This window comes from Halomonas sp. FeN2, assembly GCF_020595105.1.
In the GTDB taxonomy this organism is placed as follows: domain Bacteria; phylum Pseudomonadota; class Gammaproteobacteria; order Pseudomonadales; family Halomonadaceae; genus Vreelandella; species Vreelandella neptunia.
In genome coordinates this window covers 4245781-4269417 of sequence record NZ_CP074200.1, presented here as the reverse complement: position 1 = coordinate 4269417, position 23637 = coordinate 4245781, and the positions used below count along the sequence as shown (strand labels likewise).

23 protein-coding genes are annotated in these 23637 nt (G+C 54.0%); 9 read left to right on the top strand and 14 right to left on the bottom strand.

Annotated elements, in window-relative coordinates:
- Positions 1 to 59: 59 nt before the first annotated feature.
- Positions 60 to 947, bottom strand: coding sequence for a helix-turn-helix transcriptional regulator (locus KF947_RS19610; protein ID WP_227404881.1), 888 nt, complete (start codon positions 945 to 947; stop codon positions 60 to 62).
- Positions 948 to 1118: 171 nt separating this feature from the next.
- Between KF947_RS19610 and KF947_RS19605 the strand changes: the two genes are divergently transcribed.
- From KF947_RS19605 to KF947_RS19595, 3 genes are all read left to right on the top strand, one after another.
- Entirely contained in the window at positions 1119 to 1823 is a 705-nt protein-coding gene (locus KF947_RS19605) for an ABC transporter permease (RefSeq protein ID WP_133730386.1), read from the top strand.
- Positions 1820 to 2551, top strand: coding sequence for an ATP-binding cassette domain-containing protein (locus KF947_RS19600; RefSeq protein ID WP_227404879.1), 732 nt, complete (start codon positions 1820 to 1822; stop codon positions 2549 to 2551). The genes KF947_RS19605 and KF947_RS19600 overlap by 4 nt, the downstream gene beginning before the upstream one ends.
- Positions 2552 to 2616: 65 nt before the next feature.
- On the top strand, positions 2617 to 3426 hold the full coding sequence (locus KF947_RS19595) for a substrate-binding domain-containing protein (protein WP_227404878.1): 810 nt from the start codon (positions 2617 to 2619) through the stop codon (positions 3424 to 3426).
- Between the two features lie 80 nt (positions 3427 to 3506).
- Here KF947_RS19595 and KF947_RS19590 read toward each other — a convergent pair whose 3' ends face one another.
- The 7 genes from KF947_RS19590 to KF947_RS19560 all read right to left on the bottom strand — a co-directional run bounded on the left by KF947_RS19590 (position 3507) and on the right by KF947_RS19560 (position 9831).
- On the bottom strand, positions 3507 to 4469 hold the full coding sequence (locus KF947_RS19590; RefSeq protein ID WP_227404877.1) for an Rpn family recombination-promoting nuclease/putative transposase: 963 nt from the start codon (positions 4467 to 4469) through the stop codon (positions 3507 to 3509).
- 71 nt (positions 4470 to 4540) lie between these two features.
- Positions 4541 to 5992, bottom strand: coding sequence for a sulfate adenylyltransferase subunit CysN (gene cysN / locus KF947_RS19585; RefSeq protein WP_227404876.1), 1452 nt, complete (start codon positions 5990 to 5992; stop codon positions 4541 to 4543).
- Positions 5992 to 6990, bottom strand: coding sequence for a sulfate adenylyltransferase subunit CysD (gene cysD / locus KF947_RS19580; protein ID WP_227404875.1), 999 nt, complete (start codon positions 6988 to 6990; stop codon positions 5992 to 5994). Before cysD ends, cysN begins: the two co-directional genes overlap by 1 nt.
- A gap of 176 nt (positions 6991 to 7166) precedes the next feature.
- Positions 7167 to 7931 (bottom strand): phosphodiesterase, encoded by a 765-nt coding sequence (locus tag KF947_RS19575; RefSeq protein ID WP_133730381.1) that lies wholly within the window; start codon positions 7929 to 7931, stop codon positions 7167 to 7169.
- Positions 7931 to 8377, bottom strand: coding sequence for a DUF1249 domain-containing protein (locus KF947_RS19570; protein WP_133730380.1), 447 nt, complete (start codon positions 8375 to 8377; stop codon positions 7931 to 7933). The genes KF947_RS19575 and KF947_RS19570 overlap by 1 nt, the downstream gene beginning before the upstream one ends.
- 2 nt (positions 8378 to 8379) lie before the next feature.
- Positions 8380 to 9099, bottom strand: coding sequence for an NUDIX domain-containing protein (locus tag KF947_RS19565; protein ID WP_133730379.1), 720 nt, complete (start codon positions 9097 to 9099; stop codon positions 8380 to 8382).
- A gap of 72 nt (positions 9100 to 9171) precedes the next feature.
- The gene (locus KF947_RS19560; protein ID WP_133730378.1) at positions 9172 to 9831 is read right to left on the bottom strand and encodes a hypothetical protein; all 660 of its coding nucleotides are present in this window, start codon (positions 9829 to 9831) and stop codon (positions 9172 to 9174) included.
- A gap of 172 nt (positions 9832 to 10003) precedes the next feature.
- Between KF947_RS19560 and greB the strand changes: the two genes are divergently transcribed.
- Positions 10004 to 10534 carry a transcription elongation factor GreB gene (gene greB / locus KF947_RS19555; protein WP_133730377.1) on the top strand — a complete coding sequence of 177 codons (531 nt, stop codon included), beginning with the start codon at positions 10004 to 10006 and terminating at the stop codon, positions 10532 to 10534.
- Between the two features lie 33 nt (positions 10535 to 10567).
- Here greB and KF947_RS19550 read toward each other — a convergent pair whose 3' ends face one another.
- The 3 genes from KF947_RS19550 to KF947_RS19540 all read right to left on the bottom strand — a co-directional run bounded on the left by KF947_RS19550 (position 10568) and on the right by KF947_RS19540 (position 13257).
- On the bottom strand, positions 10568 to 11296 hold the full coding sequence (locus KF947_RS19550) for an SIMPL domain-containing protein (protein ID WP_133730376.1): 729 nt from the start codon (positions 11294 to 11296) through the stop codon (positions 10568 to 10570).
- A gap of 120 nt (positions 11297 to 11416) precedes the next feature.
- On the bottom strand, positions 11417 to 12421 hold the full coding sequence (locus KF947_RS19545) for a methyltransferase (RefSeq protein WP_133730375.1): 1005 nt from the start codon (positions 12419 to 12421) through the stop codon (positions 11417 to 11419).
- Positions 12418 to 13257, bottom strand: a complete 840-nt coding sequence (locus KF947_RS19540) for a methyltransferase domain-containing protein (RefSeq protein WP_227404874.1) — start codon at positions 13255 to 13257, stop codon at positions 12418 to 12420. Before KF947_RS19540 ends, KF947_RS19545 begins: the two co-directional genes overlap by 4 nt.
- Positions 13258 to 13536: 279 nt before the next feature.
- On the opposite strand from KF947_RS19540, the gene KF947_RS19535 reads away from it, so the two are divergent.
- The 5 genes from KF947_RS19535 (at position 13537) to KF947_RS19515 (ending at position 19210) form a co-directional block, all read left to right on the top strand.
- Positions 13537 to 15276 carry an HD domain-containing phosphohydrolase gene (locus tag KF947_RS19535; RefSeq protein ID WP_227404873.1) on the top strand — a complete coding sequence of 580 codons (1740 nt, stop codon included), beginning with the start codon at positions 13537 to 13539 and terminating at the stop codon, positions 15274 to 15276.
- A 133-nt stretch (positions 15277 to 15409) separates the two neighbouring features.
- The gene (locus KF947_RS19530) at positions 15410 to 16426 is read left to right on the top strand and encodes a LacI family DNA-binding transcriptional regulator (protein WP_227404872.1); all 1017 of its coding nucleotides are present in this window, start codon (positions 15410 to 15412) and stop codon (positions 16424 to 16426) included.
- A gap of 86 nt (positions 16427 to 16512) precedes the next feature.
- On the top strand, positions 16513 to 17496 hold the full coding sequence (locus KF947_RS19525; RefSeq protein ID WP_227404871.1) for a sugar kinase: 984 nt from the start codon (positions 16513 to 16515) through the stop codon (positions 17494 to 17496).
- Between the two features lie 77 nt (positions 17497 to 17573).
- Positions 17574 to 18548 carry a 2-hydroxyacid dehydrogenase gene (locus KF947_RS19520; RefSeq protein WP_227404870.1) on the top strand — a complete coding sequence of 325 codons (975 nt, stop codon included), beginning with the start codon at positions 17574 to 17576 and terminating at the stop codon, positions 18546 to 18548.
- The gene (locus KF947_RS19515) at positions 18545 to 19210 is read left to right on the top strand and encodes an HAD family hydrolase (protein ID WP_227404869.1); all 666 of its coding nucleotides are present in this window, start codon (positions 18545 to 18547) and stop codon (positions 19208 to 19210) included. The genes KF947_RS19520 and KF947_RS19515 overlap by 4 nt, the downstream gene beginning before the upstream one ends.
- A 331-nt stretch (positions 19211 to 19541) precedes the next feature.
- On the opposite strand, the gene KF947_RS19510 is transcribed toward KF947_RS19515, so the two are convergent.
- The 3 genes from KF947_RS19510 to KF947_RS19500 form a co-directional block, all read right to left on the bottom strand.
- Positions 19542 to 20873, bottom strand: coding sequence for a lactonase family protein (locus KF947_RS19510; protein ID WP_227404868.1), 1332 nt, complete (start codon positions 20871 to 20873; stop codon positions 19542 to 19544).
- Between the two features lie 91 nt (positions 20874 to 20964).
- Positions 20965 to 22140, bottom strand: coding sequence for a mannonate dehydratase (uxuA, locus tag KF947_RS19505; protein ID WP_227404867.1), 1176 nt, complete (start codon positions 22138 to 22140; stop codon positions 20965 to 20967).
- A 15-nt stretch (positions 22141 to 22155) separates the two neighbouring features.
- A complete protein-coding gene (locus tag KF947_RS19500; RefSeq protein WP_227406321.1) occupies positions 22156 to 23637 on the bottom strand; it encodes a mannitol dehydrogenase family protein in 1482 nt (493 codons plus the stop codon).

Below are 23637 nucleotides of genomic sequence, written 5' to 3'. Positions count from 1 at the left end.
TTGAATCAGGGTCAAGCTCTCCTGCTGACAGCGCAGGTCAAAGATTAGCGAATAGCGCGCTAGGCGTTATGCACAATCCTTCCTAGTTCAGCAATATCATAACCCCCCAGCTGTGTTGCCCTCTCGGCAAAACGCGCTTGCTGAGCAAACGCCAATAGTCGCTGTATTGAAGGTTCAAAATAGCTGCGCCGCTGCATAATTAAATCAAACGGTTCATCGCAAAGTGTCACGAAGCCGAGGTGCTGGCGATGGGCGGCAGCTTCAACCCCCAGCCCAACATCCGCCTCGCCCTGACCAATGCTAAGCGCCAAATCATCTTCACTTAAAGAGGCATGTGGTGCCCAGTTGACCGCAGAACTATCAATGCCTGCTTGCTGTAGCAAACAGTGCAGCAAGCGTGCTGCTCCAGCGTCAGGCTGGCGATGCGCCACGCGTACTCCAGGCCGTTTTAAATCATCCAGCCCGGTGATGCTCATCGGGTTGCCAGCGGGTAAAAGCAGACCTTGGCGTCGCTTTGCCCAGTGCACTATCAACAGATCACGCATGCCGCTTAAGCCAAGCGCGCTAGGCTCGTTATAGCGCTGAGTAGAAGCATCCAGCAGATGAATCCCCGCCAGCATCGCCTTGCCGTCAAGCAACCGTCGTACGCCGTCGCCACTGCCTTGGCAGAGCATTGCCAAATCAGAGCCGCTTTCCCGAATAGCCCACTCCAGCAGCGGATCCTGGCTACCGGCCGCTACTAGCGGCACTGATAAACGCTTCGCCTGATCGCCTTCTAAATGGTTCAGCACCCATAAATCGATCTGTTGGCGGGGAAACAGCAACTTTCCCGTGACCCGACTACAGGGGATCTGGCCTTGGCGTACCAAGTCATACACCTTGCGCTCTTTTAAGCGCAAATAGTCAGCGACTTCTGCGGTGGTCAGGTAAGCATGTGATTCAGACATCGCAAGGTAGCCTCACTGGGTAAAACGCAAACCCCTTCTTGTATTTACACTGCATAAGGCTGCATGAATTTCAGGACGCCGTGCATTAAGTCATTTTTCGTTACATCATGCCAACTATCGGACAACAGTTTCCTACAACAGCTCTGCATACAAAAGTGAAACCGACGCTCAATGTTCACCAGTGACAACGCTTTTAGTACGGCTCTCACCCTGATACTGAGTATGGATAGCGCGCTCATCTCCATAGTGATGCTCTCACTGCAGGTATCGCTGATGGCGGTATTGATTGCCAGCCTGATAGCCCTGCCTTTAGGCGCTGCTCTTGCGCTATGGCGCTTTCCTGGACGTAACGTCGTCATTGTCGCCCTTAATGCGCTCATGGGCTTGCCGCCAGTGGTCGCTGGGCTTTGCGTCTACCTGCTGCTTTCACGCGCAGGCCCACTGGGAGAATGGGGGCTGCTGTTTACGCCAACAGCGATGGTGATAGCCCAAGTGATTCTGGTAATGCCCATTATCGCTGCTCTTACCCGCCAGCAGGTTGAAGCGCTTCACGGTGAGTATGCCGAACAGTTGAACTCACTGGGGCTAACGCGCCTGCGCATGATCCCCACCCTGCTGTGGGACGCGCGCTTCGGGCTGTTAACAGTGATCCTGGCAGGCTTCGGCCGCGCCAGCGCCGAAGTAGGCGCGGTAATGATTGTGGGTGGGAACATCGACGGCGTCACCCGGGTGATGACCACCAGCATTGTGTTGGAAACCAGCAAGGGCAATCTGCCTATGGCACTTGGCTTAGGGATCATCCTGCTCGCCCTGGTTACCATGATTAACGCGATTGCCCACATGATCGGCGAAACGGCGAAAAGGCGGCTGGGATGAACGCTCATCATACGCCGCCCGTCGCCACCCTTGAGCTCGACAGCGTGAGCTTTATCCATCGCGGCCATACCCTGCTTAAACCGACTTCAATGCGCCTTGCAGGCTGCCAGCGAACGTTAATAATGGGGCCGAACGGTGCGGGCAAAAGCCTGTTAATGCGCCTAGCCCACGGCCTGATAACACCCACCAGCGGTTCGGTTCGCTGGCAAGGAGCTCAGCCTGCGCAAGCCATGGTTTTCCAACGCCCTGTACTGCTGCGCCGCTCTGCGCTGGATAATCTGACCTATGTGCTAGCCATTAACAAAGCGGCTCGACCAGAGCTGAAAGCATTACCTCGAAAAGCCCAGGCGATGAGTGCCCTTGAGAAGTTTGGCTTAGCACACCTAGCCAAACGGCCTGCGCGGGTGCTTTCCGGCGGCGAGCAGCAGCGTTTGGCGTTAGCACGGGCCTGGCTGCTCAACCCCCAAGTGCTGTTTTTAGACGAACCCACCTCGGCGCTCGACCCCGCGGCCATCAAGGCCGTTGAAGATGCCGTATTGGAGTTTCATCACAGCGGCACCCGTATCGTTATGACCACTCACGACTTGCACCAAGCACGCCGCTTAGCCAACGAAGTGGTGTTTCTGCATAACGGCGAATTGCTTGAACACACCCCTGCCCGCGACTTCTTTACCGCCCCCACCTCACCTGAGGCGGGGGCGTTTATTCGCGGCGAGTTGGTCTGGTAGCGCCAAAAGAAGTGAGCCCTAGGATTGAAGTAAAACGATTCATGAAAAGCGACCAAGGAGCAAAAATGAACAAAACTACCACCCTCATCACCGCAGGCACGCTAGGGCTGACTTTCAGCGCTACGCTGATGGCGGCCGATGACTACATTACCCTGGCCTCCACGACCTCTACCGAAAACTCAGGCCTGTTTGACGCCATCCTTCCCGCATTCAGCGAAGAGACCGGGATTGATGTGCGCGTGGTCGCTGTAGGCACCGGTCAAGCGTTCGAAATTGGCCGCCGTGGCGATGCGGATAGCCTGCTGGTTCACGATACCGCAGGTGAAGAAAAGTTTGTGGCCGATGGCTACGCCACAGAACGCTTGAATGTAATGTACAACGATTTTGTGATCGTTGGCCCGAGCGACGACCCTGCGGGCATCAGCGATAGCGACACCGTGATCGATGCCATGCAACGTATTGCCGAGAGCGAGTCTCCCTTCGCCTCACGCGGGGACGATAGCGGCACTAACCGCGCAGAATTGCGCTTGTGGGAAGATGCAGGAGTTACGCCACAGGGCGAGTGGTACCGCGAGCTGGGTAGTGGCATGGGCCCTACGTTGAATACCGCTGCAGGCATGAACGCCTATACGTTTACCGACCGCGCCACCTGGGTCGCCTTTGACAACCCACAAGACCTTACCTTGCTGTTTGAAGGCGATGAAGCGCTATTCAATCAGTATGGCAGCCTATTGCTTTCGGCAGAGCGTCACCCGCACTTGAAGCACGATCTTGCCGCCCAGTGGCACGAGTGGCTGGTTTCCGATAAAGGCCAGCAAGCGATTGCGGATTTTGAGGTGGATGGGCAGCAGCTGTTTTTCCCTAACGCTGAGTGATATTTGCCCCTTTAAACACAGCGGCACGCCTGGGAGGCGTGCCACTGTGTTTGGCATAATCGCGTTTTTATAACGCAATCTTAGCCTTTAAACAGTTCATCAAGGGAGTTGGCGGTCAGCATCTGGGTTCCCCACTCACCGAGCTGTTCGTCGGTTGCCGTTGCGAGTTGTGTGTCCACCCATGACGGCAAATCACCAAACTTGAACGCCAGCTGCATGCGAAGTAGCCCCGCGAAACCCTCTAGGCGCCCTTCTAGACGCTCTTTCTTTACTAGGTTCTCTAAGTTTTCTGCCAACATATCCTTATCCTCCACCAAACTGTTGAGCTGCCCCAGATTGACCTCAGCCCCAAGCCGTTGCAAGTGACGCTTGATCCAGCGGGTAACGATCCGGTCAATGCGCTCCTTGTTAGGATCCGCTTGAATGATAGCCACAATGCGATCCACCGCTTGTTGCAAGGCCTCCCAGCTTTCACCCGCATTCTCAACACTAAACACCCCACTGAGCGGCGTCCTTACTAGCCCTAACTGTTCATCAGTATAGCGCCCTTCATCAACTAGATAGTAGCGTAGTCGAGGCTGGTAAACCTGGAGAAAACCCGGCGGTTCTGGCGTTATCATGTCATAGATATCGGGTGGCGTTGTCCAGGACTTCGAGCCGTTATAGAGCACAATGGGCAAAATCGGTGGTAAGCCTTGACTAAATGTGGTGGCTTTTTGTTTAAGCAGATGATCGTAGAAGCAAGCAACGTAATGCATCAAACGAATCGGTATGGAGCGATCCACTGTGGACTGGAACTCCAGCAGAATATAAAGAAATACTTCCTGCGTCACACCTTCCCAAGTGACACTGACCGACCACACCACATCCTCGAACTTTTCCTCAAACAGCGGCGTAATGTAATTGCCGCTGTGGTTCTTCAACGTGGAGAAATCCATTAAGGCGGCAAGCTCGTCAGGCGCAAAGCCTTCAATCAGTTGCTGAACAAACTCCGGGTAGCTGAATAACTCTTTGTAGCCGGTATCGTGATGATTGATGCTCACGGATGCCTCTAATTAGCTGCGTTAGGCCATGAGGGGGCCTGGAGCGCCCCCTTAGCAAATCACAACGATTTTTAGCCTAACTGATTGCCCAGCAAACCACTGATATCTTTCGCTTCCCAGTGAGGGAAATGCTTACGCACCAGGGCATTCAAGTCACGCTCAAAGGCGGCCCAATCGGTGGTGTTTGAAGCATTGCCTGGGGCGCTTGCCGTGCCGCGGATCATGCCAGCGCCTACGGTCACGTTGGTCAACCGATCAATGATGATAAAGCTACCGGTGCCAGGGCTGGTGCGGTAATCATCCACTGGAATAGCAGCGGTCAGCTCCACGTCACAGCGGGCAATTGCATTAAGACCCAGCGAGTGAGTGGCATGTTTCTCTAGGGTATTGACGTCTATCTGGTAATCAATTGCACTGACCTGGCCGGAAAGATCGCGGGTCGCCAGCTTGAAATCGTAGAGCTTACCCGGCGTTAACGCCTCTTCCTGCATCCAGACAATATCGGCTTTAAAGGTGTTGGAGAGCGGCAGCTCGCTATCTGCTGCCACCAGCCAGTCGCCACGGGAGATATCGATCTCATCTTCCAAGGTCACAGTAATAGCCTGACCGGGATAAGCCGCCTCAAGATCGCCATCAAAAGTGACAATTCGTGCAACGCGCGATGTTTTACCTGACGGGAGTGCCTTAACGGCTTGCCCAGGACGTAATACACCCGCAGCTAAGGTGCCGCAGTAACCGCGGAAGTCCAGGTTCGGGCGGTTCACGTACTGCACTGGCAAGCGCAAATCGCTGAGGTTCTGATCGCGGGTAATCTCGACACTCTCTAATAGCTCGATCAGCGTTTGCCCCTGGTAACCATCGCTAAAATACCAGGGCGTTTGTTCGCTGCGATTGACCACGTTGTCGCCATTCAGTGCCGACATCGGCACAAAGCGAATGTCCGGTGCTTGGAGGTTAGTGGCAAAAGCGCGGTACTCATCGACTATCTCGTTAAAGCGTTGCTCGGAGAACTCCACCAGATCCATCTTATTGACCGCAATCACCAGGTGTTGAATACCTAGCAGGTCGGCAATAAAGCTATGGCGGCGCGTCTGGGTCTGCACACCGTAGCGGGCATCGATCAGAATAATCGCCAAGCTGGCGGTTGATGCGCCGGTGGCCATATTGCGGGTGTACTGCTCGTGCCCAGGCGTATCGGCGATAATAAATTTGCGCTTATCGGTAGAGAAAAAGCGGTACGCCACATCGATGGTAATGCCCTGCTCTCGCTCTGACTGCAGGCCATCGACCAATAGCGCCAGATCAACGTTATCACCAGTAGTGCCGCTGGTTTTAGAAGCTTGGGTAATCGCCGCCAACTGATCTTCAAAGATCATTTTCGAGTCGTGGAGTAGACGGCCAATCAAGGTCGACTTGCCGTCGTCGACACTGCCGCAGGTAATAAAACGCAGCAGGTCTTTGTTTTCGTGCTCGTGCAGGTACTCTTCGATATTATCGGCGATTAAATTTGACTGATGAGACATTAGAAGTACCCCTCGCGCTTTTTCTTCTCCATCGAACCCACCTGGTCGCGGTCAATGGCACGGCCACTGCGCTCGCTGGTTCGGGTCAGCAGCATCTCTTGAATAATTTCCGGCAGCGTTGCCGCTTCGGATTCCACCGCGCCAGTTAGCGGGTAGCAGCCAAGCGTTCTAAACCGCACCGACTTCATTTCCGGCACTTCGCCAGGCGCTAACGGCATGCGGTCGTCATCGACCATAACTTGCATACCGTCGCGCTCGACTATGGGCCGCTTGGCTGAGTAGTAGAGCGGCACGATGGGAATCGACTCTAAGTAGATGTATTGCCAGATATCCAGCTCGGTCCAGTTAGAGAGCGGGAACACGCGGATCGATTCACCTTTATTGACCTTGGCGTTATATACGTTCCAAAGCTCAGGGCGCTGGTTTTTAGGATCCCAACGGTGATACTTATCACGGAACGAGTAGACGCGCTCTTTAGCCCGCGAGGCTTCTTCATCACGACGCGCGCCACCAAAGGCGGCATCAAATCCATGCTTATCCAGCGCCTGCTTGAGCGCCTGGGTTTTCATGATATCGGTGTATTTGGCGCTGCCGTGATCAAACGGGTTGATATTGGCTGCGCGCCCCTCTTCGTTGGTGTGCACGATCAGCTCCATACCCGCCTCTTCGGCCATGCGGTTGCGGAACTCGATCATTTCGCGAAACTTCCACGTGGTGTCCACGTGCATCAGCGGGAATGGCGGTGTGCCGGGGTAAAAAGCTTTGCGCGCCAAGTGCAGCATGACCGACGAATCTTTACCGATGGAGTACATCATCACCGGGTTGGCGAACTCGGCGGCGACTTCACGGATAATATGGATAGACTCGGCTTCTAATTGCTTGAGGTGGGTCAAGCGCGCGGCATCAGGGGCATTAAAAGCCTCCCCCTGCGTCGCTGAAGATGAAGAACGCGTCTCTGAAGACCGCTCTTTTGACGACAATGTAGACAATTGGGTCATGGCCCCTTACCTCACAAGAACAAGCTCGTCACACAAGCTAAAATCAGCGTACGTTATAAATAATTGTACGTTCGAATGTGAGTAGGGTAACGCCGAGCCAGTAATAACCCAAAAGAATTAATAACTATCTTTTTATTCCTAAAAAAACTATCCAGAAATGAGAGAGCAATACACTTCTATTCAATGCGCTCAATCCAGCTCTGCCACTCGCTTCCCTGGGCATCGCTATACCCTAAATCGATAACCCGATAGCCAGGGCGAGAAGCTTCATCAATGGCAAACTGCTCGGCACCGGGCAAAAACTGATCGGCCATCGCCGGGCAGCCATAAACATCAATGGTCGCCTCACCTATGCCTCTACCTGCGCCTAAAATATGATGCTCGGCGTAAGCCTGGTGCGCGTGACCAAATAGGATGATCTTAACCTGCGGGTGTTTACTTAAAAGTTGCCAAAATGCGTCGCGATCTTGTAGGCCAATAGCATCCATCCACACCGCGCCGACGTCCACCGGCGGGTGGTGCATGGCTATCAGCGTGGGTCGGTCGTCGTTCTCTAGCTGTTCAGCAAGCTTAGCTAGCCGCTCGCTTCCCAGTTCACCGTGGGGTTTGCCCTCCACCTGGGTATTGAGCAGCAGGATGCGCCACGAATCCAAGTCCACTTGATCGACCATTGGCCGCTCGGCCGCCATGAACTCGGGCTGATCGTGATTACCCGGCAGCCAGTACCAGGGGCAAGGCAACTGCTCCAGCGCCTGTACCGCCAAAGCGTAGGAAGTGGCTGACTCATCCTGGCTAATATCACCGGTAAACAGCACGATATCGGGCTTTTCAGTGACAACCGAACTCAGCACCTGCTGAAACTGCCGCCAGGGGATGCCTGCCCGGGAACGCGCGGCGGTATCTGCATAGAGGTGGGCATCGGTGATCTGTACTAAACGCATTAGGGCATCTCCGGCACGTCAATGGCGTGACCGTGGGCAAGGCCGTGAGCTAACCACTCGCCCAAAAAGCGATTGAGTTGAAGCTTCTCATCCGGCTGATGCATCCGGGCATTGGGGTAGCGATAGCGGCCACTAAAGTGGCGCTCGCGCTGAAAGTCGGTCACTTCCGCCATGCGCACATCGTGATAGAGATGTACGCGCATACGCGGCCCTTCCAAAACGGTATCTAGTGGGCCGGTCTGAGAAACATTCACCATAGTGGTGTAAGGCGCCTGCTCTTGAATATAGAGATGCAGATCACCGAAATGCTGTTTATCGCCGCGTAGGGCAATATCACGGCGCTGGCCGGCCTCCATATCGCCCACCAGGCGCACCAGACGTAAATAGTTGGCGCTGCACTCCCCTTGGAGCGATTTTAAATCGGTGACATAGGCCGTTCTCGCCATGTTCACTCCTCGTCGGTTTCACTTTGCGTCAGCGCGCGCTGAGAGGCAGCACGCAGTGAGGCTCGCTGGCTATTAAGCCAATGTAGACCAATTAAACACATGGCGTTGTCGAGTCGCCCTTGCTCCAAGAGTTCCCAAGCGTTGGCAAAAGGCATGACGTGAACACGAATATCCTCATGCTCTTCATCTAGGCCATGAATCCCACCTAATCCATGGGTATCTACCAAACCACAAAATAGTGTCACTTGCTCGTTGCAGGCCCCAGGACTGGGGTAATAGGTGTGAAGTTTGGTCAGTTGGGCCACTTTACAACCTGCCTCTTCCCACGCCTCACGACGCGCCACATCTTCCAGCGATTCGTCTTTTTCGGCTAAACCGGCCACGAGTTCAAGCTTCCAGGGAGAAACCGCGTCATCAATGGCACCGGCACGAAACTGCTCGATGAGTACCAGTGAGTCGCGCTCGGGGTCGTAGAGCAGCACACCCACCGCATCAAAGCGATTATGCACTTCGCGACGCATGGGTTCGCTCCAGCCGCCTTCAAACAGCCGGTGACGAAGCTCTAAGGCTTCCAGGCGGAAAAACCCTTGGTGTAGCGTCTCCCGCTTAAGCAGCTCAACATCAGCACGCTTTAAGTCTGGAACGCTAAGCGCCGTGTTTTTAAAAGGAGAGCGCTGAAAAGGAAGATCGCGAACAGATGCGTTTTCGGAGTTGGACGCCATGAGGCACTCCCGGTGGTGATAATCGATCTATTATCAATGCTTGCCACCGGGAATGCCAATTCAGTGGGTGGATTACAACTGATTAAGCAGCTCCTCGGCATCGCGACGTAGCGCTTCATCGGAGACCTGTCGGTTGTCTCGAGCGGTGCCGTTAACCGCTCGTTGGGCGTGCTCGCGAGCGGCCTGCTCATTGCCCTCTTCTTTCAAAAAGGCAGCGTAATAGTAGTTAACATCGATGCCGTCTGGGCGGATTTCCAAGGCACGCTGGAACATGCGTTCAGCGGTATCGCTATCGCCAAAACCAATCAGTCCGCCGGGCACCCGGTCGTATAACGCACCGAGGGTTACATAGGCGGAACCATTCAGCCCTTGAGGGTCTATGGCCAAAGCCTCCTCTAACGCATCGCGCGCATCTTCCGCTGTGCCCAATGCCCCTAAGCCGCCACGCTCGCGGGCATAGGAAGCCAAAATGATGCCCTCCCAGACAAGTACGTCAGCTTCATCGCGGTGCTGCTCGGCCAACTGTTCCGCTTCACCTGCCAACGCCTTTAACGTGCTCTCCCGCTCGTTGGCGGGCATCTCAGTCACGGTATGCTCCCATCTGTTTTTAAGCGAGAAAAGCTCGCCTTCAAAGGCAGAAGCGGTTAGCGGAGACAGCATCAACGCGCTGCCAATAGCGGCGGCGATTAATGAGCGCGGTAAAAACATACGTGGAAAAGAGTGAGTTCGCATACATGCTCCTAACATTATTGTTGTCCTGCTCAGACCCACCAATGACGGGCCTCTAGCCCAATATAGCAAAAAATGTAACGAACGTTTGAATGATTTACCAGTAGTATGCTGCTTGGTTGCTTCGCGCAATTAACGTAAGGTGGGTAGCTCGAAACACGATGGGGAATAGGTAATGAAAGGCCGCAACATGACCCGCTGGCGCGATCCAGCCAAAGATCCGCGTCAAGCCCCTAAGAGCAACCTGATTACCCCAGAGGGGGCGGCCCGCTTGCGCGCTATTTTGGATCACCTTTCGCGGGTTAAACGCCCCGCTATTTCAGCGAAGGTCGGCGAAGCGGCCGCCCAGGGTGACCGCAGTGAAAATGCCGATTACACCTATAATAAAAAAGAGCTGAACCGGGTCATCGCCCGAATCACCTACCTGACGAAACGTCTGGACGAACTGCAAATCGTAGACCGCCTACCAGCCGATACCAGCAAAGTGTTTTTCGGCGCGTACGTAAGCCTGGAGGATGAAAACGGCGGAGAGGTGCATCTCAGGATCGTTGGCCACGATGAAATCGACACCAAAAAGCGCTGGATTAGCATCGATGCGCCCATGGCCAAAGCACTGCTCAGTAAACAGGTGGGCGATGAAGCAAAGGTGCTCACCCCTAACGGTGATACGTTTTATACCATCACCGCCATCGATTACACCGCCTAGCCGCTGCTCCTTTATCGCCCAATCTTGTAGAGGCTAATCTTGTAAGGAATAGTCCACCGTGGTGACGACGCGAACACGTTTGGTTTGCGGCGTGTAGCTGTCTAAGTCCTCAATGGAAAAATAGCCCTGAGTCGCCTGACGAATGTGGCCCACCTGACTACCAGAATCTTCGGCAAACTGCTGTGCGGCGTTGCGCGCATCAGCAGTGGCCGCCGCGATCATGTCAGGCTTGATCGCGTCAAGACCGGTAAACAGAAACTCCGTGCGGTATTCGTAGCTGGGCGAGAGCAGGACGCCCTCACGCACCAATGAAGTCGCACTGGGGATCGCCTCGATCACACCCTCAACATCAGGGGAGCGCAGCAGCAGCGTTGCTTCGGCGCGGTAGCGCTCATCAGGGCGCTGACCACCGTACTGATTGCTAAATTGGTCGGTAATCCGCGGCGGAGTGGAGCTAACATGCTCCGATGCAAACCCTTGTGCCTCCAGAAAATCGCGAATCGCCTGCTCGTCGCTAGACAACTGCTGCTCAAGGTCACTCAAGCTATTGGCGCTGACACTGTAATTGAACGGCCATAGCACCAAATCCGCCGGCACTTCGCGCTCGGCTAAGCCGCGCACTGTCACGCTTCGTGACGACTGCTGCCATACTTCCGCGGCGCCCTTGATATTGCTGCCGCTCCATACCAACCCCAGCGCCAGCAGCCCGCCCAGCAAAACGGCACTTCCCAATACCGCCGTATTTCGGATATTTCCCGCCATTTCCGCTACTCCTACCCACTACCGTTAAATTAACGACTACTTATTTGCATCATAGCCCTTAAAGGTAGGGTCGTCGGCGGCTGATTGTGGCAAGTTTGAGGAAATATCTATGCGTTAGCTCTAACGCCCTGACTTAATCGCACCGTAAACCTTGAAGCGGCGATTATCCGCCAGGGTCTGAAAATCCTGAAACGCCCGCTGCAAGTGGTCTGGGTAGGGCAAAAAGCCATTTGCCACCAGGATTAACCGCCCGCCCGCATTAAGATGCTCTGGCGCCGCGCTGATCAAACGCTGGCTGGGGCCATAGCTGATATCACGCTCTTTATGGAAAGGTGGGTTGCTAACAATCCAGTCAAACTGTTCACCCTCAAGCGCGCTGAACACATCACTGCAAAGCACCCGCCCCTCTAGCCCATTCGCCGCCAAGGTGCGCTGACACGCCTCCACCGCAAAGGCGCTAACATCCACAGCGGTCACATGGTGGCCACGCTGAGCCAACCAGGCGCTAATAATCCCGTCGCCACACCCCATGTCCAGCACTTTGAGCGGTTTTTTCGGCAAGCTATTCTCAATGCTCTCCAACAGCAACAGCGTGCCTTCGTCAACTTTGCCATGGCCAAATACGCCCGGGTGGCTGATCAGGGTCAGCCCTAATGTCTCGAATTTCTGCCAAGCACTATCGCTGGCTGCTTCTAGAGCAACGGTATAGGTGGCGAACAGCGAACAGCGGCGGGCGTTGTCGCGCTTATCCCAAGACATGCCCAGCTCTTCCAACATCTTGGGAACGCGTTTAATGCCGCCTTGATGCTCACCGACAATGTCAATGGGCGTCCCTTCGGGTAGCTGCTCACATAACCACTTGAGCCACCAAATACCTAGTTGGTGCGCCTTCGGCCAAAACAGCACCACTTCTTTACCGAATGGCTCGCCCGCCGCCAAGTTAAAAGGCGTTCGGGCCTGCTTGCCTTTCGCCTGCCACTCACGCAGTACGTCAAAATCGCCACTGACCACACCCGACGATTGATCAATAAGCCAGCTATCGATTGGCGGGCCAATGGCCCACAGCGCAGCATAGTTATCTTTTTGGCGCTCTAACAGCTGGCATGCTGGGGACTGGGCACTCATTCAACGATCTCCGGTTTAATTAATGTATAAAGCAGGTAGCGGCCCAGGCGCCAGTGGGGGTCATGGCGACAGTACTGTTTCTCCAGTGCCAACAGCGTTTCCGTTTCTGCGGGTGTGGCAGGAGGTTGGCGCAAGTAATCTTGAAAGACGCGAATACCCGCGACTGCGTCTATCACTAAGCCGTTATCCGCACTCCACTGCTCAATCTCGGCGTGACTAACGGGCGAAATAGGCGTCAATCGTTGGCGTTTGCCCTTCCCCGCTAAGCGGTCGCTCAACGCCTTCTCAAGATTGCCTTTGACCGCGTTGGAAAAGCGCAGTGCATCGCGATTAAACACCATCAAGCTAAGCTGGCCACCCGGTGCCAATAAATCGCTCAATGTGGACAGCCCTGCTTGCGGGTCACCTAACCACTCCAACACTGCATGGCAGGTAATCAGCGGCCATGGGCCAGGAGCCTGTTCTGTTAACCGTTGCAGGGGCGCCTGCAGATACGTAATGGCGTCTTCCGGTAACGTCTTAGCGTCCCGGTGCCAGACTTTGGCGTAGCTCAACATGTCCGCAGAGGGCTCAGTCATCGTGACATCGTGTTTGCGCTCAGCAAACCATGCCGCCTGCTGGCCCAGGCCGCCACCAACGTCCAGCACACGCTGCCCCTCTAGATTCAGCATTTCCGGCAACAGGTAGTTGAGCATAGCGAGACGCAGCTCGCCACGGGGCGCCTGGTAGAGCGAACGAGAGAACTTATCTGCCAGACCATCAAAATAGCGATCGCCAGCCTGGGTTAATTCATAGCTGCTCGGTTGAGCATGGATTGATGTGGGGTTTGAGGGCATGCCGCGGGCACCACTGTATAAGGAATCGGGCAGTTTACCTGATTATTCCCACCCGACCGAATAACCGCCCAGACTGCATCAAACATAAACAAAAGTTATCAAATCATTACAAATGACACTTAAAATAAATATAAATAGGTTTGCAAATAGGAGTGAAATAATAGCTAATCGACACAGGAAAAATCTCCTATCATGGTAGGAGTGACAAGCAATTAAACCATATAGCAGTCACCACCAAGTCGCTATAAATTATAACAAAATAAATACGGTGGGTTTTATATGATTATCGATACGGCGAAGCAAAACACCACTGGGCAAATAATACGATCTTTGCTCAAAAAAGAGCATACTATTTCTATTTTTTCAAAAGAAGCGGCTTACGCCATAGAGGCGAAGGCCATTAAGATAGAGCTGGACAGCGGTAAAATAACGTTAGCCATACACTACACAGGCAGCTCGCTTTCTCCTTATTTACAAAACGACACCATTTGCTTTGACATAGAAGCTTCCCACCCTACGCCGGGTATAGAAGAAGAAATTTATAATATTGAACAAGTGCCGGCGCACGTCATTAAAATAGATACCTGCACTTACCATTTAGAGTGCCAGCTTCCCGGCTCTATTTTCTCCTCCGATAATCGGAGAGCTTTACGTGTGCCCTTTATTCTGGGTATGTACGCACGTGTGCACTTGGAAGTATTTGCTCATGAGCTCAACGTGGAAGGCAAAGTGCGTAACCTTTCAGTAGGTGGCTGCATGGTGTATGTCAGGCTGGAAGATAGCATGGCTCTGAGCGTTAATCAGGCGCTGCCGGAGGTAACACTCGAGTTTCCAAACGGGGAAACATTCAACACCCAAGGACGCATTTGTCATATGCGGCCTTTTGGAAGCCATGACTATGCGGCTATCGGTATTGAATTTATTAATATGTCAGCCACGATGACCGAGACTCTTTTCCATTATGTATCGGAAGCTGAGTTCGAAGCAGCTTTTCGCTCAGGTATACAGGATAGCTCCTCTCGAGCTAAGTCACGGCTTTTCATAGCAGATGCGAAAGAGAAAAAAATGCAGCAAAAAGAAGAGCGCGATCAAACTAAAAATACCCAACGATCTCCACTGCTACGCGGTGTCCTTGAAGTCGCTCACCAGCTACAAGTTATGTTAATGTTTACTAAAAACAAGGATGTATTTCCGGAAGAGAGCCTCTATGAGTGTGTCGACAGCCTTCTTTATATGGTCACTCAAGACCGAAGAGGGCTTCAGTATGCGCTAGCTTTTCTGCATGATGAACCTGAGTGGGTTCGCCATGCTATACAGGTGAGCAGCCAGCTAGCGATGATCCTGATCAGTCGTGACCCATACGCGTCACAAACACGGGAAACAGTGGCGGGCGCCCTACTACACACCATGGGTAAACCACTGCTGATTAGCGAACAGCTCCCCTCACTTAAAATTCGCATGTCTCCATCGCAAGCCGAGCTACTCAAAGAACATGTAGTCGCACTGAATAACAGGCTAACGGCACTGAGCTGGGTCGCCAGCCCAGCCTGCCATGACATTATCCTCAATGCCAACGAACGGCTCGATGGCAGCGGCTACCCAGCTGGAAAGCAGGCTTCCAAGTTATCCGAAAGCGTTCGTCTAATCAGTGTTATTAAAATAATCAATAAATTAACCCATGAGCGAAACGGACAGCACCCGCGGCAACCTCTTGATGCCTACCGCTGGGTTAATAACTGCCCAGCTATTTATGAAAAGTCTTTGCTCGTAGAGTATATCCAACACTTTGGCTTATACCCTATCGGCAGCTTGGCAAAATTCTCAAACGGTTTTTTAGCATGGATAATTGATGTAGACGCAAAGGGAATGCCGTGTAAAGTTAATGTCATTAAAAATCTCTCCTTTAGAGACACCTCAATTGACACAGTTCTTGAAAATAGTGACTTTACTCAAATTGGACGCCTTGAGGGCACGGTAAATCCGACCGACTACAATATTCACATGGTCAATCACCCTTAGCGGCTCGCACGCCGTTGCTTTTGACCTAGCAAGCATCCAAAATTGAGCTGCCTTCATTCCGTTAATCACAATGTAGCGGAAGACACTATAACGAAAAGCACTATTTATTTAAGCACTCTACTTTAAGCACACTATGCCACCTACACCGCGCCGTTCCACCATTCTTGAAGTAGCCCGCCTCGCGGGTGCCTCTAAAACCAGCGTATCCCGCTATTTTGGCGAAGAGCGTGATCGGCTCTCGCCCTCACTTCAGGCACGCATCGCCCATGCGGCAGGCACTCTTGGCTACCAGCCAAATCAAATGGCACGTGGGCTAAAAGGTGGGCGCTCTAAATTGCTAGGCATGCTGGTCGCCGATATCCGTAATCCATTTTCAGTGGCCATCACTCACGGCGTCGAGCAAGCGTGCCGCCAATATGGCTACTCGCTGGTGGTGTGCAATACCGACAATGATCCGGAACAGGAGCGCCAGCATTTAGACCTACTTGGCGCCTATCAAGTAGAAGGTCTTGTGGTGAATGCCTCCGGCAGCCCAGAACGCCAACTGCACACCTTTATCAACCTGGGAACTCCCATCGTGCTGCTAGACCGCGAAGTCGACCATGTGAAAGCAGAAGTGGTCGGGCTCGATAATCACCTGGCGATTGATATGGCGCTCGAACACTTAGCCGATCAAGGCTACCAGGCCGTGCTGTATGTCAGCGAAGCTCCAGAGCAGTCAAGCACGCGACAAAAACGCTTGACCCGCTTTAACCACACCGCCGAGCAGCATGGGCTGAATTACGCAACCTCACTGCTTGCTACTGCAGATGACACTGTAACGCTTGGGGCGCTAAGCGACTTTTTAGCCGCTAATCAGCAACACGCCTGTGCCGTTTTATGTGGCAACGGCAATGCCACCCTCGTAGTGACCCGACTGTTTCAGCAGCTTGGTTTATCGCTTGGCAAGGTAGGCTTGATGGGGATTGATGAACTCGACTGGTGCGCCTTAGTCCCTCCTGGCATTACCACCCTAGCCCAGCCCACCGATGCAATGGGCAGAACGGCTGTCCAATGCTTGATGCACCGCATTGCGCCCCACGCATTATCAATGCCCACGGCGCTGAGTTTTTCACCTACCCTGATCGAACGAGGCTCTACCCAGCGCTAATTTTTTAAGGCAGTGCTAAAAAATTGTCGCAAAAATGGTATCGTTCCCATTGGATGATAATAAACAACTCAAAGAGATTATTGACCATGCCTCACTCCTTCACTAGCCCGCCAGCCATTCTGACCTTCGGCGAAGCCATGGCTATGTTTGTGGCCGATACACCGGGCGAATTATCCGGCATTGAACGTTTCCACCGCCGTTTGGCCGGTGCTGATAACAACGTCGCTATCGGCCTCTCCAGGCTGGGTTTTCACGTCGGCTGGTTAAGCCGAGTGGGCACCGATAGTTTTGGAGGTTTTATTCAGGCGGCTTTAAAAGCGGAAGGTATCGATGACCGCTATATTCACGCCGATGCACAGCACCCCACCGGGCTGCTCTTTAAAGAGCGCGCCCAGGACGGCGCCGACCCGCGAGTCGAATATTTCAGACGCGGCAGTGCCGCCAGCCATCTCACTATTGACGACGCTCGAAATGTCGACTTTCAGGCGCTGAACCACCTTCACGCGACGGGCATTACCCCGGCGTTATCTGAAAGCGCCCGCCAGCTTAGCCATCATTTGATGGAACAGGCACGCGCCCATGGCGCTACTATTTCCTTTGACCCCAATTTGCGGCCGTCACTTTGGCCCAGCGAAAACGTAATGCGCTCGACCCTCAATGAACTCGCCGGCCGCGCCGACTGGGTACTACCTGGGCTTTCAGAGGGCCAGCTTCTCACCGGACAGAAGACGCCTTACGACATAGCAGGCTACTATCTGGATCAAGGTGCCTCGGCGGTGATCATCAAGCTGGGGCCGGAAGGCAGCTATTACCGGGGCAACCTGGATGGACAAGAAGAGAGCTTTACCGTAGACGGCTGCCCTGTCGCTGAGGTGGTGGACACCGTCGGTGCAGGCGATGGCTTCGCCGTCGGCGTGATTAGCGCCCTGCTTGACGGAAGAACTGCGCGCCAAGCAGCCCAACGCGGCAACCTCATTGGCGCCCAAGCCATCCAGGTAGTGGGCGATATGGAAGGCCTACCGAATCGCGAACACCTACAAGCGCTTGAAGCCGAGCTTTACCCAGCCTGATGCACCTAGCCTTGCTTTTATTAGCAGGAGTTTAATGACAGGCTTTACACAACAGGATTTTCAGCAAGGGGATAACAATGCAAAAACGTTTAGTGGTTCAAGGACGACTCAGTGACACTCAGTTGGCTGAGCTTAGCGATTTGTTTGCGGTGGATGTGCTGCCGAAAACCACCGCGCTGGATGCCCCTGAAAATCGTGCTCTATTAGCGGAGGTGCACGGCATTATCGGTTCTGGCTTGGCGATCACTCCTCAGTTGCTAGACGCAGCACCCAACTTGGAAGTCATCGCGACCGTCTCTGTTGGCTATGACAACATCCCCGTTGATGAACTGACCAAGCGCGGCATTATGCTGTGCAATACGCCTGATGTGCTGACCGAAACCACCGCCGACACCGGTTTTGCACTGATAATGGCCGCCGCGCGTCGGGTAGTTGAATTAGCCGAGTGGGTCAAAGCGGACAAATGGCAAGCCAGCATCGGCCCCGCACTGTTTGGCAGCGATGTACATGGCAAAACTTTGGGCATGGTGGGGTTTGGACGCATTGGCCAAGCCGTTGCCAGGCGTGGTGCTCTAGGGTTTGGCATGCAGGTGCTCTACTCTAACGCTTCACCCAAGCCCGATTTAGAGAGTGAACTTGGCGCGCAGCGCCGCGAACTCAACGAGCTGTTGGCCGAGGCCGATTTCGTCTGTGTCACTGTGCCGCTTACCGCCGAGACCGAGCATTTGATCGGTGCCCAAGAGTTCGCGCTGATGAAGCCTTCCAGCATTTTTATCAATATTGCCCGCGGTAAGGTGGTCGATGAAAGCGCATTGATCCAGGCGCTGGAAAAGGGCGTTATTCAAGCGGCGGGGTTAGATGTATTTGCCCAGGAGCCGCTAGCCGCTTCATCACCACTACCGAAAATGAGCAATGTGGTCGCCCTGCCGCATATCGGGTCTGCCACCCATGAAACCCGCGACGCCATGGCCCAGCGAGCAGTGGATAATATTCGTCTAGCACTCCAGGGCGAGCGACCTATCAGCTTAGTCAACGAGGAAACCTATCAATGAAGCCTGCCACACCCCTGTGCTTACTGTTCGATTGTGATGGCACCTTGGTGGATAGCGAAATACTGCTTGCCGAGGTAATGGGGGATATTCTTCCCGAGTTCGGCTTACCCTTTTCAGCACGTCAGTATATGGATGAATTTCGCGGGGTGCGTTTCCAGACGATCGTGCAAACCCTGGAAAAGCGTTTTCAAACATTAGCAGAAGATGCCTTTCCCCAGCTTGAGGCAGGTATGCGAGCGCGTATGGAAGCCCGTATGCGTGACGAGCTGGTGGCGATTCCTGGTATGGTCGCCGCGTTGGAACAGTTAAGCAGCCACCCCAAGGCCGTGGTCTCAAATGGCCCCGAGCGAAAAATTCGCTGTGCGCTGGAAAGCACCGAACTAGGCCATCACTTTGCTGACAAGCTCTTTAGCGCCTATACCCTCAATGTCTGGAAACCCGACCCCGAGCTGTACCGTAAAGCTGCCGCCGCTATGGGCCATGCTCCTCAGCAGTGCGTAGTGATCGATGACGCGGCGGTGGGTGTAGAAGCGGGGCTAGCGGCGGGCATGCACGTGATTCACCTCAACCACTTCCCTAATGAAGAGCTCACCCCCGAAGGGGCGATTGGTATCCACCATGCCAGCGAGCTTCCCGCCGCCATTGCGCGCTTAACTATATAAATAACGGCGTAATGGGGGTGTCGCGACGGACAACACTTCAGGCACCTTTAAAAGACGGGCGCCATCTGACGACAGGCGTTATCGATGTCCACACTCGCGATGGTGGCAGTTCCAAAGATGGTACAGAATCTTTCAACACAAGCGAGTATCAGAGTAAAGTCAGTCTGGATATTCAGCGCGCAATACTCGCGCCAGGATCTAAAGTTGAAAATCTTGGCACGACACCAGCGAAACGTGTTCAGGCTATGACAGTGAAAATTATCGCCCCAATTTAGTCAGGAACAACGCAATAACGTCGCTTCCCGCCGGGACAATCCGTATTTGAGTCACCTCAACTAAGTGCAAATGGGCCAAACGCGAAGTCGACCGGAACCGGGCTATCGATAATATGGAGAGGGCCTTCGAGTTGCCCATCATCCGGCTTAATTCGAAACACTACGATGGTGTCCGAGTTCTGGTTGCCTACGTAAAGAAAAGTGCCTGAAGGCTCGATGTTCATGCCTCGCGGAATCTGGCCTTGGCTCTGGATCCAGCCTGCAGAAGTCAACTTCCCGGAACCGGTGTCAACCTCAAACATGGCGACGCTATCCATCCCTCGATTAGTGGCGTAGAGCCAACGCCCGCTCGGATGAATTCTGATTTCTGCCGTCGTATTCGTACCCGTTGGAACTTCACCTGGATTATCGGGATTGAATGATGGGCGGGTGTAAGCGGTATCTTGCGGCAACGTCGAAATTGACTGAAGCCAGACGAATGCTCCCCTTATAGGATCGAAATCGAACACATCTATAGTGGAAGAAAGTTCATTGGTGACGTATGCACGATTGTCATCGGGGTGAAATACTAAGTGACGACAACCACTTCCGGATGGCACGTTGGCATGAGGAACAGGACCCGGCACTAGCTTTCCAGTTGCTAGATCGAGTTCCCAAGCAAGAATCAAATCGCCACCAAGATCCACACCATAAACATGCTGAGCACCAGGGTTGGACAGCATCATGTGAGCATGTGCACCTTCCTGACGAACTGGATCAGGCCCGCTTCCATTTCCTGACGCCTGGAACTGATCACTCATAGGTTCAATTTGACCATCACCGCCGAGTGGGAATACGGAAAAGGTGCCTGTCCCATAGTTGGCTGCAAATAGATAGCCCCCAGAGGGATGAACGGCACAGTGGCATGGCCAAGAACCTGCAGTGAGCAATGTATTGATCAACGTCAGACGTCCACTCTGCTCATCAATCTTGTAAGCGCTGACGCGCCCTAACGGCGCACCTTCATCGTCCGCGCCAAGCTCGTTGACACAGTATAGATAACGCTTCGAGGGCGCCACTGCCAAGAAAGACGGATTGTCGTCCCTTACTGTCTGGACGTGGCTCAGGTTACCGGTTTCAAGGTTCATCTTGTAGACATAGATACCTTCGGCCTCGCTTGGGACAACGCCACCGGGTGCTGTGTTGGGTGACGAGTAAGTGCCGATATACAGGTACTGCCCATTCGCCAGCGAATCCGTCGAATCCGAGTTCTGTGCGAAGGCGCTATGAGCCGTTGCTGCCCAGGCCGCGCTCGCACCTATAGCCTGCAAAAACGAGCGCCTGGAAAGCCCGGTGTTGCTTTTTGGGATACTCGAGCTTTGTTGTTCTAGATCTTTTTGTACTTTCATCTCGATAGCTCCATTGAAGAGCGACCAGATACTATCTTTCACTAGCCGCAAGTTTTATAGGGAAAGCCATTTCACCAAGCCGTGGCCGCCCCTAATTAGATAAGCGACGAATCGCAGCTTCAACACCACGCAATTCAGCCAAGCCGCGCATGCGCCCGTAAAGTGGGTAGCCGGGTGCCGTATTGCGCTGTTGATCATCCAGAAGTTGGTGGCCGTGATCCGGGCGTAGCGGTAAACGTGCTCCTCCCTCTCCTTCACGTCTCCGCTCCTCTTCAACCAGCGCTTGAATAACACCTACCATATCCACATCACCTGCCAAGTGTGGGGCCTCGTGGAACGAGAGGGTATCCGCTTCGCGCTTTGTGGCGCGCAGATGAATAAAGTGAATATGCGGGGCAAAGTGGCGAGTCATAGCCACCAAATCATTGTCTTCGCGAACACCGTAAGAGCCGGTGCAAAGCGTCAATCCATTGGCGGGGCTGGGCACGCGATCAACAATCCACTGCGCATCCTCATGCGTCGAGACAACCCGGGGAAGACCCAGCAGTGGCCGCGGAGGGTCATCCGGGTGGATGGCCATACGGATACCCACCTCTTCTGCCACCGGAATCACCGCCTGCAAAAAGTAGCCCAGGTTTTCACGCAGCCGAGCGGCATCAATATCCGCGTACTCTTCCAAGACAGCGCGAAACTGCTCAAGGGTGTAGTGCTCTTCGGCACCCGGCAACCCCGCTATCAGTATATTGACTAGCTTATCGCGTCCTTCGCTATCCATTGCATCCAGATATCGACGTGCCTGGGCTTTCTCCTCGGCGCTGTACTCTTTCTCAGCACCTGGCCGCTGAAGCAGATAAAGATCAAAGGCGGCAAACGCCACCTGATCAAAGCGTAGGGCCAAAGCGCCATCGGGCAGTTCATAGGTCAGGTCGGTACGCGTCCAGTCCAGCACCGGCATAAAGTTGTAGCAAACTGTATCGATACCGCAGGCTGCCAGGTTGCGCAGTGTCTGGCAGTAGGTGGCAATCAGCGCTTCCCGTTCGGACAAGCCTTTTTTGATCGACTCATGAACTGGCACGCTCTCCACCACCGACCAAGTCAGGCCAGCCGCTTCGATCATTTGCTGACGTTCACGGATCGCCTCAACCGGCCAAACCTGATCATTGGGCACCTCGTGCAGGGCCGTGACGATACCGGTGGCGCCTGTCTGGCGAATCTCATCTAAGCGAATCGCATCATTAGGGCCAAACCAGCGCCAGGTATGCTCCATGGTGATCTCCTTTTATTAGTTGCGCTCAAGCGCTGCGAGCAACCCATCCAAGCCGTTTTGGGTCAACCTCTGATACGCGATCAGCACAGCCTGGACAAATCTCTTATCCGCTGCCAGCTCGCTCGGCACCACATCGTCCATGGCTAAATAGGCCGCTACCAGCGCGCTGGGATCGCTACCATGCCTCTGGTGTAGCTCTGCAAAGCGCTTGGTTAGTGGATCATCCACGGGGTAACTATTGCCTTGTAAGTCTTGACCCGCGGTATAGCGAATCCAGGCCGCCATCCCCAGTGCCACGCAGGGCGATGATTGACCAGCGTTACTACGCTCAAGCGCGCCAGAGAGCCAGCGCTGTGGGAGTTTTTGGCTGCCATCCATAGCGATTTGCTGCAGACGATGACGCAAACTGTCATTGGCAAAGCGTGCCAGCAGCGAGTCAGCGTAAGCGTCTAGATCGATTCCTTCGGACATCTCAAGGGTAGGCGCCGCTTCTTCAAGCATATATCGGCGCAACAGCGCACGAAGCTCGACGTGATTGATGCCGTCATAAACCGTTTCGATTCCTGCAAGCGCACCAAGATAGGCAAGCAAGGAGTGGCTACCGTTGAGCATGCGCAGTTTCATGGCTTCAAACGGCGCCACATCTGCCACCATCTCAACCCCCTCAGCTTCCCAGTTGGGTCGTCCCTGGGGGAAGTTATCTTCAACCACCCACTGTGTGAACGCTTCGCACACCACGGCGTTTGGATCGGTAACGCCTAGTGACGCTAAGCGTTCAAAATCGGCGTCGGTCATCGCAGGGACGATGCAATCTACCATGCTGCAAGGAAACGCCACTTCACTGGCAATCCAACTGGCCAATTCTGCGTCTCGATGCTCGGCCAGTTGCACCACCGCTTGGCGTGTTCGCTTGCCGTTATCCGGCATATTATCGCAAGAGAGCACGGTAAAGGGGGCAAGACCAGCATCACGCCGCTGAGCTAACGCTTCCACCAATAGCCCAGGAGCAGTTCGCGGCTGTTGGGGCGAGGCCATATCGCCGATGATCATCGGGTCATCGATTTTTAACTCACCGCTTGCGGGGTTTAAAAAGTAGCCCTTCTCAGTGACTGTTAACGTAACAACACGGGTATCCTCAGAGGCCATTCGCGCCAGCAGTGCCCCTCGGTCTCGGCCCCAGCGTTCCATACCTCCGTCGGCGCCATCGCGGCCCGAGAATAGCGTCTCTTCAATAACGCCAATTTCACGTAGCGTGATGCTTTCACTATCGGCGTACTCCGCTACATGGTAACGATGCCCTGCCGCACGTAAACCGTCGACTAAACCAACGCTAGAGCGTAAATTCGCGCTGCAAACACCCCATTCACAGTCACCGCTTCGTTGGCGATAACGCTCTAAATAGACCGCTTGGTGGGCGCGATGGAAAGCGCCCAACCCCAGATGAACAATCCCGATCTGGCCACTTCTTGGCGATGCTTCAATCAGCTTTGGCGCCAT

Excerpts from the sequence above, each read along its gene's own strand:
- KF947_RS19500 (WP_227406321.1), bottom strand. The coding sequence starts at position 23,637 with ATGGCGCCAAAGCTGATTGAAGCATCGCCAAGAAGTGGCCAGATCGGG.
- KF947_RS19595 (WP_227404878.1), top strand. The coding sequence starts at position 2,617 with ATGAACAAAACTACCACCCTCATCACCGCAGGCACGCTAGGGCTGACT.
- KF947_RS19550 (WP_133730376.1), bottom strand. The coding sequence starts at position 11,296 with ATGGCGGGAAATATCCGAAATACGGCGGTATTGGGAAGTGCCGTTTTG.
- KF947_RS19540 (WP_227404874.1), bottom strand. The coding sequence starts at position 13,257 with ATGCCCTCAAACCCCACATCAATCCATGCTCAACCGAGCAGCTATGAA.
- KF947_RS19570 (WP_133730380.1), bottom strand. The coding sequence starts at position 8,377 with ATGGCGAGAACGGCCTATGTCACCGATTTAAAATCGCTCCAAGGGGAG.
- KF947_RS19610 (WP_227404881.1), bottom strand. The coding sequence starts at position 947 with ATGTCTGAATCACATGCTTACCTGACCACCGCAGAAGTCGCTGACTAT.
- cysD (WP_227404875.1), bottom strand. The coding sequence starts at position 6,990 with ATGACCCAATTGTCTACATTGTCGTCAAAAGAGCGGTCTTCAGAGACG.
- KF947_RS19520 (WP_227404870.1), top strand. The coding sequence starts at position 17,574 with ATGCAAAAACGTTTAGTGGTTCAAGGACGACTCAGTGACACTCAGTTG.
- KF947_RS19575 (WP_133730381.1), bottom strand. The coding sequence starts at position 7,931 with ATGCGTTTAGTACAGATCACCGATGCCCACCTCTATGCAGATACCGCC.
- KF947_RS19515 (WP_227404869.1), top strand. The coding sequence starts at position 18,545 with ATGAAGCCTGCCACACCCCTGTGCTTACTGTTCGATTGTGATGGCACC.
- KF947_RS19560 (WP_133730378.1), bottom strand. The coding sequence starts at position 9,831 with ATGCGAACTCACTCTTTTCCACGTATGTTTTTACCGCGCTCATTAATC.
- KF947_RS19545 (WP_133730375.1), bottom strand. The coding sequence starts at position 12,421 with ATGAGTGCCCAGTCCCCAGCATGCCAGCTGTTAGAGCGCCAAAAAGAT.
- KF947_RS19525 (WP_227404871.1), top strand. The coding sequence starts at position 16,513 with ATGCCTCACTCCTTCACTAGCCCGCCAGCCATTCTGACCTTCGGCGAA.
- KF947_RS19605 (WP_133730386.1), top strand. The coding sequence starts at position 1,119 with ATGTTCACCAGTGACAACGCTTTTAGTACGGCTCTCACCCTGATACTG.
- greB (WP_133730377.1), top strand. The coding sequence starts at position 10,004 with ATGAAAGGCCGCAACATGACCCGCTGGCGCGATCCAGCCAAAGATCCG.
- KF947_RS19600 (WP_227404879.1), top strand. The coding sequence starts at position 1,820 with ATGAACGCTCATCATACGCCGCCCGTCGCCACCCTTGAGCTCGACAGC.
- KF947_RS19565 (WP_133730379.1), bottom strand. The coding sequence starts at position 9,099 with ATGGCGTCCAACTCCGAAAACGCATCTGTTCGCGATCTTCCTTTTCAG.
- uxuA (WP_227404867.1), bottom strand. The coding sequence starts at position 22,140 with ATGGAGCATACCTGGCGCTGGTTTGGCCCTAATGATGCGATTCGCTTA.
- KF947_RS19510 (WP_227404868.1), bottom strand. The coding sequence starts at position 20,873 with ATGAAAGTACAAAAAGATCTAGAACAACAAAGCTCGAGTATCCCAAAA.
- KF947_RS19535 (WP_227404873.1), top strand. The coding sequence starts at position 13,537 with ATGATTATCGATACGGCGAAGCAAAACACCACTGGGCAAATAATACGA.
- KF947_RS19530 (WP_227404872.1), top strand. The coding sequence starts at position 15,410 with ATGCCACCTACACCGCGCCGTTCCACCATTCTTGAAGTAGCCCGCCTC.
- cysN (WP_227404876.1), bottom strand. The coding sequence starts at position 5,992 with ATGTCTCATCAGTCAAATTTAATCGCCGATAATATCGAAGAGTACCTG.